Origin of the sequence: Erwinia billingiae Eb661, from assembly GCF_000196615.1 — a bacterium.
Classification (GTDB): domain Bacteria; phylum Pseudomonadota; class Gammaproteobacteria; order Enterobacterales; family Enterobacteriaceae; genus Erwinia; species Erwinia billingiae.
This window is the reverse complement of the sequence record NC_014306.1, coordinates 2037923-2057807: the sequence shown is the minus strand read 5'-3', so window position 1 is coordinate 2057807 and position 19885 is coordinate 2037923. Positions and strand designations below refer to the sequence as shown.

The following is a 19885-nucleotide window of genomic DNA, read 5'->3' as shown; positions in this document are numbered from 1 at the left end:
TTATTTGAACAGATCGCTGCGGTATTTAAACAGTTCCAGATCGGAGCTGATACCCAGCTTTTTCATGCCGGTCTGCTTATGACCGCTGATGGTTTTGCGGCTGCGCTTCAGCTTGGCGGCAATATCGACAATCGCCATGCCGTCGAGGAAGCAGCGGATGATTTCCGCTTCGCGCGGCGTCAGCAGCTTGCTCAGCTTTTCGATATCCAGTTCGTCGGTATCGGCGATAAACGCCATGTCGAGGATATTGTGATCGCGTTTGCGGGTCGGCACCTGGGAGAGTTCAATCGCCACGTTTTCCGGCACGTAGCGCTGGCCTGCGGCCACGGTGCGTACCGCATCGAAGTACAGCCCGGTCTCTTCGCGTTTGGTGATATAGCCCTTGATGCCGACCATAAACGCCGCGCGGATCACTGCCAGGCTTTCCATCGAAGAGGAGAGCAGAATTTTCAATTCCGGGTGATGCGCCTGAATCTGTTTGATCAGCGACAGCCCGTCCATCTCATCGCTGTTGAGGATGTAGTCGAGCATCAACACGTCGGCATCATTATCGCGCAGCCAGCTCAGCAGATCGCGGCTGTGGCCAAAGGTCGCCGCCATGTTGATATCCGGCTCTTTGGACGCCGCAACTTCAAAGGAGTAACGGATCATCGGATGGTCGTCGAGCAGCACCACGGTAATTTTTTTATCGTTAAAAGAATTCATGCACTTCACCTCTGCAACGTGACGACAGCGCTGACGCTGCCGCCCGGAAATTAGCATTATTTTTTCTGATCCTGCAACCAGGCTAACAGCTCGCCGGCACTGGCATACCCGCGGAAAATAGCGCTGTAACCATCAAAACGGTTGGTCACTTCCGCCACGCGGTTGTTGTAATAATCCGATTCTGAAGTAAGCACATCCAGTAAGGTCCTTTTCCCCAGGTGGTACCACTGGTCAAAGAAGTCGAGACGAATGCGGTCAGACTCTTTGGTCAGATTACGATAAAGATCGGCACGTTGCAGCATCGATCGTGCATCCTGATCCGCCGCACGGACGCGCTGCTGCAGGTCGTCGAGCTGGTTTTCCGCCAGCTCGCGCTGGGCATAGGCGCGCTGCACCGCCGCCTGCTCCGCCGCTGCGCTTGAGCCGCCACGGAAGACGCCCCAGGAAACGTTGACGCCGGTCTGCCAGGCTTCTTCCTGACCATAATCATCTCGGGCGGTGCTTTTACTGATTACCCAGTTCAGCTTAGGCAAATTCGAGGCCTTCAGCGCTTTCGCTTCTTCCAGCGACGCTTCGGCCTGCTCGCGCGCCTGGCCAAGCGTGGGGTGGCGCTCTACCTGGGCCAGTAAGGCATCCAGCGAGCCAGGCTTCAGGTTCCATGCCGTATTATCCGGCAGCGCCACCTGGGTTTCGCCCAGCAGGCGATACAGCACAATCTCCGAGTCACGCGCTTTTGCCACGGCGTTATCCAGCGCGGACTGCGCCTGTAACAGGCGGCCGGTGGCCTGAGTCAGTTCGCTGCGGCGGCCCGGATCCTGACCGACAATGCCGCTCAGCATGGTGACCAGCTCATTCATGCGCGTCACGTACTGCTCGCTCATCTTGATGATCAGACGCTGCTTGGCCAGTTCCACCAGCCCGCTGCTCACCTGCCAGGACAGGTCTTCGCGCTGTGCATCGAGCTGGAAATCCGCTGCAGTGACCGAGTGCTGCTTGCTGTCGATGGTGTGTGACGTCTGGCCGAAATCATAAATCGTGGTGGCCACGTTCACGCCAATCGCCGGCGTAGTGCTGCCGTTGCGGTTGCCTTTGCCAAACTGCCAGCGGCGTGAATCGGTATTCAGATCCACCTGCGGATAGCGCGCGCCTTTCGCTGATTTCACATCTTCACGTGCGGCTTCAGTAGCAAACTCAGCGCTCCGCAGCTGCGGGCTGCGCTGAACGGCGACGGCGACCGCATGGTAGAAGATTTCACGCAGTTCACGCTCGCCAGGGCTGGCACGCACCACGCTGGCTGGTGCTTTCTCCACCGCCATTTTAGGTGCCGGCGTCAGGTTAATATTGGTCGGCTCGGCAGATTCATGCGCTTTAAAAAAGGGCTCACTGTCGGCAGTGGTCACTGGCTGAACCGGCGTCGCTTTGCTGGCGCTATTGCCACCAAACAGCGGCTTAGGTGCGCTTTGTGCCGCCGGCGTAAACAGCAGTTTATCGTTCTGAGCGGCGTGGGCTGAGTGGGTATTCAGCATATACAGGGCGGCCGCTACCAGCACCACGAGGTGACGTGGCGAGGTTAATAAAGTTTTCATTTGTCGGGTCCGTAATTATCTTTCGCGGAAGGCTTCGCGTGCTTTAAACACCGGCTTCAGCAAGTATTCGAGGATGGTTTTTTCACCGGTGCGGATCTCCACGCTGGCTACCATGCCAGGGATGATCGGCAGCTGTTTATTGCCGACGTTCAGCGTGCTGCTGTCGGTCAGTACCATCACCCGGTAGTAGGTGTCGTCCGGGCGACCGGCGGCGGTTTTCGCATCGTCCTTAATGGTGTCCGGGCTGATCAGCTCCACCTTGCCTTTAAGACCGCCGTAAATGGCGTAGTCATAGGCGGTGATTTTGATGGTCGCCGGTAAGCCAGGGTGCAGGAAGGCCACGTCCGACGGACGGATCTTCGCTTCAACCAACAGCTGGTCTTCCGACGGCACGATTTCCATAATGTGTTCACCCGGCTGAATCACGCCGCCAATGGTGTTGACGCGAATATTCTTCACCGTGCCGTTCACCGGTGCATTGATGGTGGTACGTTCCATCACGTCGGCACGGCCAATCAGGTTTTCGCTGGTCTGTGAAAGCTCCAGCTCCAGCTTGTTCAGGTCGGCATTGGCCTCGGCCTGATAGCGGTTACGGCGCTCAACAATCTGCGACTGCAGGTCATTGGCCTGGCGCTGCATACGCAGCATTTCCACTTCAGACAGCAGGCCACGATCCGCCAGCGGCTGGGACATCTTGATTTCACGCATCGACAGGTCAAAGCTGCGCTGCAGGGCGCTGATGGCGTCATGAAGCGCGGCCTTACGGGCGTTATAGGCTTTGGTTTCCTGCTCAATCACCGCCGGATCTTTCTGCACCTGCTCGTCAAACACCAGCGGCTGGCCATAGGCCTCGGCACGCAGACGGGCGATGGTGCCCTTCAGGCCCAGCACCTTGTTCAGCGTTTCGCGATAGCTGGCCTGCGCCCGGGTCGGGTCAATTTTCAGCAGCACTTCGCCACGTTTCACTTCCTGCCCTTCGTGCACATCCATGGTGGCCAGGATGCCGCCTTCCAGGCTTTGAATCACCTGCTCATGGCTACGGGAGACGATTTTTGCTTCGCCTTTGGTGATCTCTTCCACACGGGCGAAATGCGCCCAGCTGATAAAGCCAACGATGACGGCGATAAAGATCACCAGCACCAGGTGCGAGCCGGGAGTTTTCTGGCTCAGCAGCGAGGACTGAATGTCGTTCATAAAGGCCGCATCACCGGCGTTCAGCGTCTGTTTACGACGCAGGGATAACTTGGCCATCAGGCGCTCTCCTCTGTTGCAGACGGAGCCGGAACAGGGCTGTTTGCCGCCGGTGCTGCAGTATTCACGTTAGCTGTGGTGGCCGGGGTGGCGGGCTGTTCGCCGCGCAGTCGTGCCAGCACGCTCTCTTTCGGGCCGTCCATTGCTACTTTGCCGTTATCGATCACGATGATGCGATCCACCAGGCTCAGCAGCGACGGACGGTGGGTAACCACAATCAGGGTCTGTCCGGTAGTGGCCGCATGCAGATGACGCAGGAACTGCTGTTCGGTCTGCGCATCCATCGCGCTGGTCGGTTCATCCAGCAGCAGCATTTGCGGACGTGTCAGTAAGGTCCTCGCCAGTGCCACCAGCTGACGCTGGCCGCCGGACAGGTTACCGCCGTGCTCACCCACCGGCAGGTGGATACCCTGCGGATGGCGGGCGGCAATCTGATCAAGCCCGGTCAGCTTCAGCACGCGCATAAATTCATTGGAGGAGGCATCCGGTACGCCAAGCATCACGTTTTCACGCAGCGAGCCGTAGAACAGACGCGCATCCTGGCTGACGAAGCCCACGGTGTGACGCCAGTCGGCCGGGTCAATCTGATTCACGTCCAGACCGGCGGCAAACATCTGCCCTTCGGTCGGCATATACAGACGGGCCATAATCCGCAGCAGGGTCGATTTGCCGCTGCCAATCGCGCCGAGGATCGCCACGCGCTCACCGGCTTTAATGTCCAGGCTGATGCTGTGCAGCACTTTCGGGTTCGGGCGCATTGGCGGTGCCGGGTAGCTGAACTGCACGCCCTTCAGGGTGATGCCGCCGCTGAGGTCCGGGTCGGTGACGTATTCCTGCTCTTCATCACGGTCAACCGGCATCGACATCAGTTTGTTCAGCGAGCCCAGCGCGGCTTTCGCCTGCTGATAACGGGTCGCCAGACCAATCACCTGCCCCAGTGGCGCGGTGGCACGACCGGCCAGCATCACGGTACCGATCAGCGCACCCATGGTCAGGGTTCCGGCATCAATCAGGTAGACGCCAATCACAATCAGCATGACCGTCTGGAACTGCTGCAGGAAAGTCACCACGCCGGTTGCCAGCGTTGAGAAACGCTTCGATTTCGAGGCGCTGCCGGCCTGCAGGGCACTGAAGTTCTGCCAGCGGCGCTGCATATAGGCCTGGCCGTTGACTGCTTTCAGCGTTTCCATTCCTTCAATCGACTCAATCAATACGCCCTGCTTCAGCGAGGCTTCCTGCAGGTTGGCCTTCATGATTTTTGCCAGCGGCCACTGGATAATCACGCAGACAATCAGGATCAGCGGCAGCATCAGCATCGGTACCCAGCCCAGCGGACCGCCGATGGTGAAGATCACCCCCATAAACAGCAGGATAAACGGCAGGTCGGCCAGCGCCGCCAGCGTGGCGGAGGAGACGAACTCACGCACCGACTCAAACTCACGCAGCTGGTTGGCAAAGGTGCCGGAGGACTGCGGCTTGTGCTCCATGCGCACCGACAGCGCCTGGCGGAATAACAGGCTGCCGACAATCAGGTCGGCTTTTTTGCCGGCGGTATCGAGTAAATGCGCACGCACATAGCGGGTGACCGCTTCGAACAGCATCGCCACGGTCACACCAATCGCCAGCGACCACAGGGTGGTAAACGCCTGGTTCGGAATAACGCGGTCGTAAACGTTCATGGTGAAGAAGATACTGGCCAGCGCCAGCACGTTAATCAGCACCGAGGCCAGCGCGCCGCTGCGGTAGTAACGGCGATAGCGCCAGAGGGTGCTGAACAGCCAGTGCTTCTGGTTCTCCGGCAGGCCTTCCACCACGCGGCGGTCAATTTTGGCCTTTGGCTTGCTCATAATGGCGTAGCCGCTGTACCACTCTTCCACTTCGGCGTGTTCGATTTCCACCGGCTCGTTGCTCACTTCCGGCAGGATGATCTGGTAGAACCAGGTCATCTTGTCTTCGGCGTTTTTACGGCGCTCACGATCCAGCAGCACGCAGCCGCCGGAGCCTTTACGCACCAGCACGATCGGGGTGACCTGTAATGGCAACTCCCACAGGTGACGTTCGACCAGGCCGCTGGTAAAACCAGCATTCTCAAAGGCGGTCAGCGCCAGCGAAGGAGAAAGTAAGGCTTCTTTTGGCAGCCCGGCCACCAGCGACTGCTGGCTGCGGCCCATGCCGTAGTGCTCACATACCCAGGCCACGCTTTGCAGCAGGGTATCGTCGATGCGGGTATGCACCTGGGCTAGCTGTTGCAGTTCATCTTCGGGCAGAGGTTGAGTGTTATTCGCGTTCATCTGCATCTCATTTTTTTCAGGCCGCACGGGGCCGGGGCAGAAACGGCAAACCGTTTCACCAGTGGATGTTCACCAGGCAGCGCCCGGCACCTTGAAACCCTGACGGGCGGTTAATTCAGCAGGATGTCGATATCCTGTTCGCCCGGCGTGCAGGCGTCGCTGCACTGGGCCATATCGATAGCAATCACATCCTTCGGGATCGCTGACATCATCAGCTCACGGCGGATTGCCGCTGCACGCTCCCCGGACTGGACGATGTCATCGCCGGCCGGCCGCCAGATGCGGATCGTGACATTTTGAGGTTGCAGGTACTGCACGTGCAGGCTGACAACAAAGTTGTTGAGGGCATCACGCCCCTGCTCGCTGATGTGCGGGGCGAGCTGGTCGTCTGCGAACAGATCGCTGCTCTTAAACAGGTAATGGGAAACCGGCTGGACCTGATGACGGTCATAGACACAGGGCACCACCACCCCAGCCGTGCGCGGCAGAACGTGGGCCTGGCGGCGCAGCGTCGTGGCTTCGCGCCCGGCCTCATCTGCGGTAACGGCGACCGGCGGATCGCTGCGCTTTTGCTGCTCGTCGATGCGCAGGAAATAGGTATGCCCGCCCTTCAGCGCTGCCGTGAAACGCTCGCCGTTTTTGCCGGCATATTGTGGTGAGTCCTGCACATAGCCACCGAGGGTATGCTGGCCCGGACGGACGCAAAACGAGGTAAAGCCGCCAGGCATCAGGCTGGTGTGATAGTGACCGTCCAGATAGATGTTGGCACCGCCAGGCGCGGGCTGAGTGTTGTCCGCGCGGTAATACACCACCTGGCTGACGCCTGCCACCACCGGGATCGCCTTCTCATAAGACTCGCCGAACAGCGCGGTCTTATCAGACGGGGTCGCCATCACCGGAGACATTATGATGGCGGATATCAGCGCCGTTCCAGCCAGAAGCCTGTTTAACAACATGCAATACCTCAGCGAAAGTGTGTTGAGACGTCGGATTGAGCGTTCATTGGCGGGAAGCGGCGTCGGTTAACTGCCCTGACTGACGCATCCCCCTAAGAAGTGAGGCGAGGATAAGGAATATCGGGACTTTTCTGAATCGTGCTTTACTTAATGGCGCGTAGGAATAGCCTTACACCACCCGCAGCACGGCATGCTATTTATGATGAGATTGATTTTTTAACTGATAAAACAGCGGGTTAATCAACTCAGGTGCGCCACCATGCCCATCTGGATCAGGAACTCCGCTTCATAGCGATCGTGCTGATACAGCGCGTAGGTGACGCCACTCAGGGCGGTAAATTACCCCAAATGCCGGCGGGGACAACACAAGCCAGGTCTTATAACCACAAAGAAAAACCATAAAAAAAGGAGGCCATAGCCTCCTGATTATTAACAACTTGTTAGAAAAACGCTCACCCCCTTAGTGCTGCGTTTTCACCCGCACCACCACCCGACGATCGGGCGCGTAACAGGCCGCCTGCGCCTGGCGCGATCCGCTGCAGCTTGCCACCAGCGGTTGCGAACTTCCGGCGCTGGTCGCCTGAATATTGGCCGCCGGCAGACCGCCGTCGATCAGCATCTCGCGCACCGTGCTGGCGCGGCGGGCGCCTAAGGCATAGTTGCTGCTCTCCTTGCCAATCGGGTCGGTATGACCAATCACCTCAATACTGTCGAGGTTGACGTGATCTTCGTGCAGCTGGCCAATCAGTTTGCCCACCGCCTGACGACCCTGCGGGGTCATATCATGGCGCATCGACTTGCCGAATTTGAACAGTACGTCACCAGACAGCACGTACTCTTTGTACTCCGGCTGCAGCTGGCAGCTCTGCACCGCTGAAGCGCGCGACAGCACGTGCACCTGCTGATGCAGGCCTTTCAGCACGCTCTCGGCCTGCGCTTCACTCACTTCAACCGGACGACCATCGGCGGCACTCCCCACTTGCATAAAGTAGGTTTTGCCACCGCTCAGGGCCATTTTCGGCGCGAGTGTTTTGCCCTTATAGTTTGGTGCATCGTTCTGATACGCCCCCAGCCTGTGCTCACCCGGCGAGACGCAGAAGCGGGTGAAGCTGTTTGTCAGCAGCGCGTTCTGGAACTCGCCATCAACATAGACGTGCGCGGCAGATTCACCCGCCACGTCAGCGGCGCGAAAATAGATAATCTGCGCCTGCTGTTTTCCGACGCCCATACCCGGCTGGTAGGCCTGACCATAAAACGTCCCGGCCGGAGCAGAAACAGCCACGCCCGAGAGTAATCCGGCACCAGCGATGACCACTGCCAGCAGTGATATTTTAAAAGGATTCATGTATTCCTCCATGGGTGCCCCGCAGGGCACCCGGATTTAAGGGGTGAATGGCTCAGGATTAATGGGTGTTCAGGTTGGTCTGAACGCCCATCTGCACCAGCAGTTCGGCATCATTGCTGCCGTGCTGATAAACCTCGTACTGAACGCCATCGACGCTGACAGGGCTGTTCGCCTTGCTCCAGTCGCTGGTATCTGCCCCTTTCGGCAACAGATCCGACAGGTTCACTACGTCGCCTTTTTCACCCTGAATCAGCATCTGCTTCGCGCCATCGGCGATGAAAGCATTGGCTTCTCCATGGGTCATCACATCTTCCAGCGTGATGTTCAGGGTATCGGACTGCGCATTGGTCATATTGACCTTGCTGACCGTTTCCCCTGCTGCCACCACGGCGCTGAAGTCAATCGGCTGTTCCGCATGATCCAGCGTCAGGGTAACGCCTGCATGCTGCGCCTCCTGTACCGGTGCCTGCGGCTGCTCAACCACCGCCGGCGCAACATTGCTGACAGGCTGAGCAGATTGCGCGTTGCCGCTAGCGGCTGAACCGTCGTGCTGTGGCTGCGCGGTTTCATCGCCATGCTGCGCGACCTGCTGATCGTGCGCATTGTCGACAGAATCCACGCCCAATAGTTGATCGCTGACCTCATCGCCCATAACGCTGGCGGTGGTGATCACCCCGGATGCTTTCTCGCCCCAGGAGACGTTGTCGAAGCCAACCTGCGCAGGTGCCGCATCGGTGGAACCGGCAACATACAGGTCTACCGCCCCAATCGACTGGCCGGCCGGTGCTTCATAGTTGAAGCGGCTGGCCGAGCTGACGGTCTGCGTTGTCAACAGCGCACCCGTCGAGCTGTACACCTTGATCACCGTCGGCTGCATCGCCGCCGCTGCCGTTGGTGCCACCAGGTCGAAGTGCACGTCGGTGGTGTGTACGCCATTACCCCAGGTCAGGCGGGTGGCATGGGTGGCACTGGCGTAAATCGCCGCGTGATGCCCCTGGCCGACCACCGTCATGATGGCGTAACCCGACCAGCTACAGCTGATGGTCAGACCGGAAGCCAGTTTGGCTCCGGAGACGATCGGCGTCTGCTGCGCGGTGGCGTACTCGAAGTTCTCCGTGCCTTTCGCGCCGTCCGGGATTGGGCTGACCACGTTCAGCGAACGCGTGGTGGCCAGACTGGTGTTGCCCGCCGCATCGGTCGCCGTGATGCTGTAGGTATGTGGCCCCAGCGCCAGGGTTGGCGATGCGAAGGTCCACACGCCGCTGGCGTTAGCCGTGGTGGAGTAAACCGTACCGTCCAGCGTGATTTTCACCAGCGCATTGGCTTCGGTATGACCGTTCAGCGTCGGCGTGTTGTCATCGGTGGTCGCCCCGTTGGCAATATCACCCGTTGCCGGGCCAACATTGTCAATGATGGTATCCACCACCGGCGCATTCGGCGCCGTGGTGTCCACGGTAAGGGTCCGTGCGGCGGTGGCCGCAGAGACGTTACCCGCCGCATCGGTGGCCGTGGCGGTCAGGCTGTGCGGCCCGGTTGCCAGTACAGGCGTCAGGTAGCTCCAGTTGCCGCCGGTGGCGGTGATGCTGCCCAGCAGGGTTGCGCCGTCATAGATGCGCACCACGCTGCCCGCTTCTGCGGTCCCGCTCAGGGTTGGACGGTTGTCGTTGGTCACGCTGCCGTTTGGCACGTTGCCCACAATACCGCCCGCCACATCATCGGTTACCGCGCCGATCACCGGCACGTTCGGTGCGGTGGTATCTACCGTGAGGGTGCGCGCCGCCGTTGCCGCCGACACGTTACCTGCTGGATCGGTCGCCGTCGCCGTCAGGCTGTGCGGTCCGGTGGCCAGAACCGGGGTTTCATAGGTCCAGGTGGCTGCCGTGGTGGTGAAGCTGCCCAGCAGGGTTGCACCGTCATAGATGCGCACCACGCTACCCACTTCTGCCGTTCCGCTGAGCGTCGGTTTAGAATCGTTAGTCACGCTGCCGTTTGGCAAGTTGCCAACAATTCCGCCGCTGACGTCATCGTTAACCGCAGTGACGGTAACAACCGGTGGCGTGGTATCGACCGTGAAGGTCCGTGCCGCCGTTGCAGGCGAGATGTTGCCCGCTGCATCGGTTGCCGTGGCCGTCAGGCTGTGCGGACCGGATCCCAGCACCGAGGTCGTCACGCTCCAGTTGCCGCCGGTGGCGGTGATGCTGCCCACCAGGGTGGCGCCGTCATAAATGCGCACTACGCTGCCCGCTTCTGCCGTGCCACTCAGGGTTGGGCGGTTGTCATTGGTGACGCTGCCGTTTGGCAGATTGCCGACAATCCCCCCGGTCACATCATCTGTCACCGCGGTAATCACCGGTGCCAGTGGTGCAGTGGTATCGATATTCACGATCCACGCACCGGACTGAATCGGGTTCAGTGCCGGGTCCAGCGCTTCGGCGATGATGCTGTAGCGGCCCTGGCCTAATGCTGGTGGCGTTACGCTCCAGCTACCTGATGCATCGGACGTTGCTGAGGCAACCACCGTGGCGCCACCCGGTCCACTGAAGGTCACGGTAACCAGCGTATTGGCTGGCGCGGTCCCTTTAACGGTTGGTGTGGTGTCATCGGTAAAGCCGTTGCTCTGCACGTTACCGGTAGTGGTGCCGGCATCGTCCCAGACGGTCGTAATGGCTACCGCACTTGGCACACCGCCGGTCAGTACGCTGAAGTCAAACGGATCTGACGGCACGCTGACCAGTCCGGCGGCATCCTGCGCCACCACGCTGATGTTGTGTGCGCCTGCCTGCAGCGGTGGGAATGGCGTGTGCGTCCAGTGACCCGTGGCATCAACCTGTGCAGAACCAATCAGCGTGGCGCCATCGTAGATGAATACTTTGCTGTTCGCTTCCGCCGTACCGTTGATCTGCGGCTGCGCATCATCGGTAATTTCGCCAGGATTCAGCGCACCGGTATGGGCGCCCTGATCGTCAATCACCTCGGTGATGGTCGGTTTTTCCGGCGGCGTAATATCGATGGTGATGGCATACGGATCTGACATATCCGACATCCAGCCCGCACGGTCTTCCACTTTAATGGTGAAGGTGTGCGGACCTTCCGCCAGGTCAACATTCGGCGTATAGGACCAGTCGCCGTTCATTCCAACGATGGCGGTTCCCAGCAGGCTACCGTTGTCGTAGACGTAAATGGTGCTGCCTTCGTCCTGGAAATCCCCCAGCAGCGTTGGCCGCTGATCGTCAGTCACGCCGCCATCGGCCACGTCACCCACTTTAGGACCGACGTCGTCAATGATGGTACGGATACCGTCATCGTCTGCGCCCGGATGGGTCGGTGCCGTCAGGTCAACGTCGAGATCGAATGCGTTGCTGGCATCACTGTGATTACCGGCTGCATTGGTCGCCACGGCCGTCAGGCGGTGTGCGCCCTCGCTCAGATCGACGTTCGGATCCATGCTCCATGTGCCGTCGTCCTGGACCTGGGTGGTTCCCACGGAAGTGGTGCCATCAAACAGTTCAATGGTGTCACCCGCATGGCCGGTACCCCGCAACGTTGGACGCTGGTCGTTAGTCGCGTCGCCGCTTGCCAGGTCACCGGTTTTTGGTTCGGTATCGTCAAAGCCAGCGGTAATCACCGGCGTCTGCGCTGCGCCGCCGTCAATCAGGCTGAAGCCAAATTCGTCGGAAGGGACGCTGACGTTACCTGCTGCATCAACTGCTTTCGCCGTCAACAGATGGTCAGGACCGCTCAGGGCTACATCCGGGATCAGGCGCCAGCTGCCGTCAGAACCGACCTGCGCGCTGCCGATCAGTACGCCGTTGTCGTAGACATTGATCAGAGTATTCGCCTCGGCGGTACCGTGAATTTCCGGCAGATTGTCGTCGGTGATGCCGCCACGGGCAATATCACCGGTCAGGTCGCCCTGATCGTCAATCACTGCGGTGATGGCTGGCTGAAGCGGTGCGGTCAGATCCACTTCCACAATCCACGGATCGGAAGGTTCGGAAGTATTACCCGCCGGGTCGGTCACCACGATGGTGAAGTCATGGGTACCTTCATCCAGCGCCGGGTCCGGAATCAGGCTCCAGGAACCGTCCTCTTTAACAATGGCTGTACCAATCGGTTCACCGCCGTCGCGCACGGTGACCGTATCGCCAGGCTGCAGACCAGAGCCGACCAGCGTTGGCGTGGTGTCATCGGTGCTGCCGCCGTTCGGTATGCTGCCGGTGATAATGCCTTCGTTGTCAATGACGTCGCCGATACCCTGGTTGCCCGGAATGGTTGGTGCAGTCAGATCAACATTCAGGTCAAACGCGTTGCTCGGGCCACTGTGGTTGCCCGCTGCGTTAGTCGCTACCGCCGTCAGACTGTGTGAACCCTCGGTCAGATCGCGGTTTGGCTCCATGCTCCAGCTGCCGTCATCGGCCACAACGGTGGTGCCCAGCGATTCGCTGCCTTCGAACAGTTCGACTACATCGCCCGCATGACCGGTTCCTTTCAACAGCGGACGCTGATCGTTAGTATCATCGCCGCTGACCAGATCGCCGGTTTTCGGTGCAACATCATCGAAGCCGCCGGTGATGATTGGGGCCTGCGCTGCGCCGCCGTCAATCAGGTTAAAGTTGTAGTCATCAGACGGAATGCTGACGTTACCGGCTTTATCCACCGCTTTGGCAGTCAGTACATGGTCAGCCCCGCTCAGCGGCGCCTGTGGCGTCATCGACCAGTCACCGTTGGCGTCTGCCTGCGCGCTACCAATCAGCACGTCGTTATCGTAGACATTGACCAGGGTGTTGGCATCCGCCGTACCGTGAATTTCCGGCTGGGTGTCATCGGTGATGCCGCCGCGCGCCACGTCACCGGTCAGGTCGCCCTGATCGTCAACGATGGTGGTGATGGTCGGCTGGCCCGGCGGGGTCAGATCGATTTCCACGGTCCACGGATCGGATGGCGTCGACTCATTGCCCGCCGGATCGGTAACCACGATGTCGAAGTCGTGCGTACCCTCATCCAGGGGATCTTCAGGCGTGAAGGTCCAGGAACCGTCATCGCCAACAATCGCGGTACCAATTGGCAGACCGCCGTCGCGCACGGTAACGGTATCGCCCGGCTCCAGGCCGCTACCAATCAACGTCGGTTTATCATCGTCCGTCACGCCGCCGTCCGGCACGCTGCCGGTGATGCTGCCGACGTCATCGCGCACGTCGCCAATGCCGTCATTGCCCGGGATCACCGGCGCGGTCAGGTCAACGTTCAAATCGAAACCGTTGCTTGGCGCACTGTGGTTACCCGCTGCGTTCGTCGCCACGGCCGTCAGGCTGTGCGGACCTTCGCTCAGATCCTGGTTTGGATCCATGCTCCAGGTTCCGTCCGGCTGAACCTGGGTGGTGCCCAGTGATGTTGTGCCGTCGAACAGTTCAATCACGTCACCCGCGTGGCCGGTCCCTTTCAGCGTCGGACGCTGGTCATTGGTGGCGTCGCCGCTGGCCAGATCGCCAGTTTTTGGTTCGACGTCGTCAAAGCCGCCGGTGATCGCCGGAGGTTGCGCAATCACATCACCGCCTTCCGCCAGCGAGAAGTCATACTCGTCCGAAGGCGAGCTGACGTTACCTGCCGCATCGACCGCTTCCGCCGTCAGCGCATGGTCAGGCCCGGTAAGCGGCTGCTGTGGCGTCATTGACCAGTCGCCATTCACATCGGCCCGTGCGCTACCGATCAGCACGCCGTTGTCGTAGACGTTAACCAGGGTGTTGGCATCCGCCGTACCGTGAATTTCCGGCTGGGTATCATCGGTCAAACCGCCGCGCGCCACATCGCCCACCAGGTCGCCCTGATCGTCAATGAGGGTGCTGATAGCCGGTTGTGCCGGTGCCGTCAGGTCGATATCCAGATCGAAACCGTTGCTTGGGGCACTGTGGTTGCCCACGGCATTGGTGGCCACTGCGGTCAGGCTGTGTGGGCCTTCGCTCAGATCCTGATTTGGATCCATGCTCCAGCTGCCGTCCTCCTGCACCTGGGTGGTGCCCAGCGAGGTGGTGCCGTCAAACAGTTCAATCACGTCACCCGGATGGCCGGTGCCTTTCAGGGTCGGACGCTGGTCATTGGTGGCGTCGCCGCTTGTCAGGTCGCCGGTCTGTGGTGCCACGTCATCGAATCCGCCGGTAATAACCGGAGGTTGGGCAATAACGTCCCCACCTTCAGCCAGCGAGAAGTCATACTTGTCGGAAGGCTGGCTGATGTTACCTGCGGCATCAACCGCTTTGGCGGTCAGCGCGTGGTCAGTACCGGTCAGCGGCACCAATGGCGTCATTAACCAGTCGCCGTTGGCGTCCGCCTGGGCGCTGCCAATCAGCACGCCGTTGTCGTAGACATTGACCAGGGTGTTGGCATCCGCCGTACCGTGAATTTCCGGCTGGGTGTCATCGGTGACACCGCCGCGCGCCACGTCACCGGTCAGGTCGCCCTGATCGTCAATGATGGTGCTAATCACAGGTACGGCAGGTGGAGTCACATCAACAATGATGGTCCACGGGTCAGACGGTGCTGACTCGTTGCCTGCCGGGTCGGTAACGATAATGTCGAAATCGTGCGTGCCTTCATCCAGCGGTGGGTTCGGGGTGTGGTGCCACGAGCCGTCTTCGCCCACGATGGCCGTACCAATTGGCTGGCCACCATCACGAATAGTGACAGTATCACCCGGTTGCAGGCCGCTACCCACCAGGGTCGGGGTGCTGTCGTCGGTGACGCCGCCATCCGGCACGCTGCCGGTGATGCTGCCCACGTCATCGCGCACGTCGCCAATGCCGTCGTTGCCCGGGATCACCGGCGCAGTCAGGTCAACATCGAGCTTAAACGGTGCGGTGGTCGCGGTGTTGCCTGCGCCGTTGGTCACGGAAGCCGAGAAGCTGTGCGGGCCTTCAGCCAGCACCGGGTCGGGCAGGTAATGCCAGTCACCGAAGGCGTCAGCTGTCGCAGAGCCAATCACTACACCGTTGTCAGAAATCATCACCAGCCCATTCGGCGTGGCCTTACCGAACAGGGTTGGCGTGGTGTCATCGGTAACGGCACCGGTTGCCAGGTTGCCGGTCACGCTGCCCGCATCATCCACGGCGTAGTCAATGCTGACCACCACGGCAGACGTATCCACCACAAAGTGAATCGGGTCGCTTGGGGCGCTGAGGTTACCGGCTGGATCCTGCACCACGGTGCTGAATTCATGCGGGCCCTCTGCCAGTGGGTCCTTCGGCGTAAACGACCAGTCGCCATTCGCATCGGCTTTTTCGCTGCCAATCACCTGGTCGCCGTCGCGAATAATCACCGTGCTGCCCGGTTCTGCGGTGCCGGTAAAGGTTGGCGTGCTGTCATCGGTGATGCTGCCATCGGCAATCACCCCGGTCACTGCGCCGACGTCGTCGGTCAGTTCGGCCTGGGCTGCATCCGGTGCGGTCAGGTCGATCTCCAGGTTGAAGTCACCCGACGGCGCGCTGACGTTACCCGCTGCGTCAGTGGCTACCACGGAGAATTTATGTGGGCCTTCGCTCAGATCGGCGTCTGGCGTCCAGTGCCACTGGCCCTGGGCATCGGCGGTGACCACACCTTTCACTTCACCATCGACGGTGATCGTCACCTGGCTGTTTGCCGGGGCGTTACCCACCAGCTCAGGGCGCACATCGTCGGTGACGCCGTTGCTGCTCAGCATGCCGGTAACGCTACCGACATCATCCACTGCACCGATGATGGATGGCGCGGATGGGATTCCGCCGGTGATCAGGTCGAAGTCGAACGGATCGGAAGGCAGGCTGACGTTGCCCACGGCATCGCTTGCGACCGCATGCAGTTCGTGCGGGCCGTAAGGCAGTGGGAATTCTGGCGTCAGTGACCAGCTACCGTCGGTACCTGCGGTGACGGTGCCAATCAGCTGATTATTGTCATACACGCTGACCACGGTGCCGGCCGACGCCGTACCGGTAATGGTTGGGCGTGAGTCGTCGGTGATGCCGCCTGCGGCGATCGGACCGGTTAACGACCCCTGGTCATCAATAACCGTGACGATAACCGGCTTAACCGGCACATCGGTATCAATATCAATAATGTACGGATCGGAAGGTGCAGAAACATTGCCGACCGGATCGGTGACGATAATGGTGAAATCATGGGTGCCATCCGCCAGAGGGGATTCCGGCGTAAAGTCCCAGGTACCATCGTCCTTCACCACGGTGGTGCCCAGCACGTCGCCGCCATCGCGCACGGTGATGGTGTCACCCGGCTCCTGACCGCTGCCGCGCAGGGTTGGCGTGGTGTCATCGGTGGCACCGTTGGACGGTACCAGACCCTGTACCGGACCGACGTTATCCCAGATATCGCCAATACCGCTGCCCACTTCGGGCGCGGTCAAATCGATATTCAGGTCAAACTGAGAAGAGGTCGCTGAGGTGCCCATGGCATCCGTCGCGGTGGCGGTGATGTGGTGCAGACCTTCCGTCAGCGTTGGGCTTGGGAAGCTCCATTTACCTTCGGCATTGGCCTGCGCGCTGCCCAGCAGCGTGGTGCCGTCGTAAACCGTCACGATGGCATTCGCCTTCGCTTTACCGACCAGCGTTGGCGTGGCATCGTCGGTCGCATCGCCGCTGCTCAGATTCTGCGTAATGGAACCGGCATCATCAATCGCGTAGTCGATGGAGATAAACACATTGCTGGTATCAACATCGAAACCAATCGGTGCGCTTTCGCCGCTCTGATTACCGACCGGATCCTGCACGATGGTAGAGAATTCGTGGTGGCCATCGGCCAGCGGATCTTTCGGGGTAAATGACCAGCTGCCGTCTGGCTGCACGGTTTCTGAACCAATGACCTTGCCGTTATCACGGATGATCACCGTCGCGCCAGGTTCAGCGCTGCCGCTGAAGGTTGGCGTGCTGTCATCGGTGGTGCTGCCGTCGACAATCTCACCCTGTACCGGGCCAATATTGTCAGACAGGTGCAGATTATCAGCCGCCTCTGGCGCAGTGGTGTCAATGTTCAGCGCGAACTCAGCCGTTGGCTGGCTCACTTTACCGTTGGCATCGGTCGCCGTGGCGGTAAAGTTATGCGGGCCTTTAGACAGCGCGGTGCCTAGCGTCCAGCTCCAGTGACCATCAGCGCCTGCGGTAAAGGAAGCAACCGCTTTTTGATCAACGAACAAGGTCACCAGGCTGTTAGCGGGCGCCGTACCGTTCAGGGTTGGCAGAGTATCGTCGGTGGAATCGCCGCTTTGCAGCGTACCGGTCACCGCACCAATATCATCAAACGCGCTGGTGATGGCTGGGGCAGAAGGAATACCGCCGGTCACCAGATCGAAATCAAACAGTGGCGATTCTACGCTGGTGTTGCGCACGTCATCCAGCCCAACCACAGACAGGCTGTGATGGCCGTTGCTCAGTTGCATTTCCGGGGTGAATTCCCAGTTACCCAGGGCATCGGCCGTGGTGCTGCCTAACAATACGCGTGAACCGTTATTCAGGCGATCGTAAATCATCACCAGGGTATTGGCATCGGCGGTACCGTGCACGGTTGGCCATGCATCGTCGGTGGTGCCGCCCGGGGTGATGGCGCCGGTGGCGGCGCCAACATCGTCAATCACTTCGGTAATCACCGGCACCGATGGCGGCGTGGTATCGATATGCACCAGCCACGGGTCTGAGTGCTCAGACAGGTTGCCTGCCGGGTCGCCGACCACAATAGAGAAGTTATGATCGCCAGGGTTCAGTGCCGGCGATGGCGTATGTGACCAGCCGCCGTTTTCATTGACGATTTCGGTACCAATCAGGTTGGCACCATCATAGACATAGACGGTATCGCCCGGCGTCAGATGGCTGCCCTTCAGCGTTGGCGTGGTGTCATCGGTAGAACCGCCGTTAGCGATCGGGCCCTGGATCAGGCCGACGTCATCCCAGACGCTTTCAATACCGTCATTGTTCAGGCCCGGACGGGTCGGTGCCGTGGTATCGATATTCAGGTCAAACTCGGCGCTCTGATTGCCTGGCGTACCGCTGGCATCGCGCGGGATCGCGATAAAGGTATGCGGACCATCTGGCAAGACGCCGGTCGGGAAGGTCCAGGTGCCGTTACCCAGCACGCGGGCGCTACCAATTGGCGTGGTATTTCCTTCTTCATAGATATACACCACAGAACGCACGGTGCCGTGGCCGAACAGGGTCGGCGTATTATCTTTAGTCAGGCTGCCGCTGGTCAGGTTCTCTGGCGTGGCGTTGGTGTCATCAATCACATAATCGATGGTGGCGCTCAGGCCGTTCGGATCGATAACAAAGGTTAACGGCGGCGTTGGCTGACTCTGGTTGCCCGCTGCGTCCTGCACAATGGTGGAGAAGCTGTGTTCGCCCGCGCTCATCGGTTCGCGTGGGGTAAAGCTCCAGTTCCCCGCCGCATCCACCGGCGCGCTGCCGATGGTCTGGCCGTTATCGGTGATAAACACCAGCGTGCCGGGTTCAGCCTTACCGCTGTAGGTTGGCGTGGTGTCATCGGTGATGCTGTTGGCGGTGATCGCACCGGTTTCCGTGCCGACGTTATCGTTCAGCAGCAGCTCGGTCGCCGGTTCTGGCGGGGAGAGATCGACAATAATGGTGACCGGGGTTGTTGGCTGGCTTTCGTTGCCTGCCGCATCTTTTGCCACCAAATCGAACTCGTGCGGACCTTCGGCCAGCGGCGCCTCTGGCTGTACGGACCAGTTACCATCCGGCCCAACCACGCCGCTACCAATCACCACGCCGTTATCACGCAGTTCAATGGTGTTGCCCGGCGTACCGGTACCGGTAAATACCGGCAGGGTTTCGTCTGTGCTCTGACCGTTGGTCAGCGGGCCTGTCACCAGGCCGGTATTGTCGGTAATCGTACTGACGGTCGGCATCACGACGCCGCTGTCGTCAATCGGGCCACCTGCACCCGTATCGCTGGTGCCATTATGATCGTTGTTGTGATGGGCAATTAAATAGCCGAGGCCAAATGCCGCAGCAAGAGCTGCCAGCGCGCCCAGCGCCAGCAGCGCCGGGGCAATCGCGCCCTCCGCCACCACCAGACCGTCAAGGCCGGAAACGGTGTTGGCACCCAGCGCCAGCGGGGAACTTTCGCCGTCGACCAGCAAAGCCGCATCGTGCTGGCTGTCGCCGTCGGTGGAAATAAACTGATGCCACTGGCCGTCTTCACCTTTACCGACCAGCTCGCCCGGTTTGTCGAAATAGTCTTCAATAACCAACTGAGGTGAGTTTGCGTCAGTCCCTTCCAGCATCACGTGCAGATCTTTGCCCACGCGCTGCACGGTGATATTTTCTGGCGCGACGCCGTTCTCACCTTCAGCAAGGATATATTTAGCGCCTTCGACGGCTTTTATTTTTACCGCACTGCCTGTTTTCGCGGCGCGCAATACTTCAGCTTTGACAATGGTATTTTTACTTACCACCGCAATATTGGTGTTTTCAAGACTCATAAGAACCTTTCCGTATTATTTATCCCTATTTCTCACCTGATGATGAGAAAGACGCTGGACACAACGTAACGATCTATGACCAGTTAACGCCTTTTTACCCGACCGGCGGAAAGGGAAATACAGCCAGGGTCTTGGTTAACAAATAGGGGTTGAATATATCGTCAGGGTGAAGAGCACTTGTTAATTATTAAAATTGTCAGTGCGGAAAAATATATCAGGAGATGTCTGAGCCTCAGGCAAGAATAAACCGAACTCATCCAAGACGCGGCCTGGTTCTTCTT

The 19885-nt window shown here is 59.6% G+C and carries 7 protein-coding genes; all 7 read right to left on the bottom strand.

The window, feature by feature from the left end; translation table 11 throughout:
- Nucleotides 1-705, bottom strand: a complete 705-nt coding sequence (locus EBC_RS10880) for a response regulator transcription factor (RefSeq protein ID WP_041692274.1) — start codon at nt 703-705, stop codon at nt 1-3.
- A 56-nt stretch (nt 706-761) separates the two neighbouring features.
- Nucleotides 762-2291, bottom strand: a complete 1530-nt coding sequence (locus tag EBC_RS10875; protein ID WP_013201836.1) for a TolC family protein — start codon at nt 2289-2291, stop codon at nt 762-764.
- Nucleotides 2292-2306: 15 nt separating this feature from the next.
- Nucleotides 2307-3542 (bottom strand): HlyD family type I secretion periplasmic adaptor subunit, encoded by a 1236-nt coding sequence (locus EBC_RS10870; protein WP_013201835.1) that lies wholly within the window; start codon nt 3540-3542, stop codon nt 2307-2309.
- Nucleotides 3542-5833, bottom strand: a complete 2292-nt coding sequence (locus EBC_RS10865) for a type I secretion system permease/ATPase (RefSeq protein WP_013201834.1) — start codon at nt 5831-5833, stop codon at nt 3542-3544. The genes EBC_RS10870 and EBC_RS10865 overlap by 1 nt, the downstream gene beginning before the upstream one ends.
- Before the next feature lie 110 nt (nt 5834-5943).
- Nucleotides 5944-6726, bottom strand: a complete 783-nt coding sequence (locus EBC_RS24685; RefSeq protein ID WP_157868013.1) for a hypothetical protein — start codon at nt 6724-6726, stop codon at nt 5944-5946.
- A 523-nt stretch (nt 6727-7249) separates the two neighbouring features.
- On the bottom strand, nt 7250-8134 hold the full coding sequence (locus EBC_RS10855) for an OmpA family protein (RefSeq protein ID WP_013201832.1): 885 nt from the start codon (nt 8132-8134) through the stop codon (nt 7250-7252).
- Nucleotides 8135-8192: 58 nt separating this feature from the next.
- Nucleotides 8193-19604, bottom strand: a complete 11412-nt coding sequence (locus tag EBC_RS10850; protein ID WP_013201831.1) for an Ig-like domain-containing protein — start codon at nt 19602-19604, stop codon at nt 8193-8195.
- Between the last annotated feature and the right edge of the window lie 281 nt (nt 19605-19885).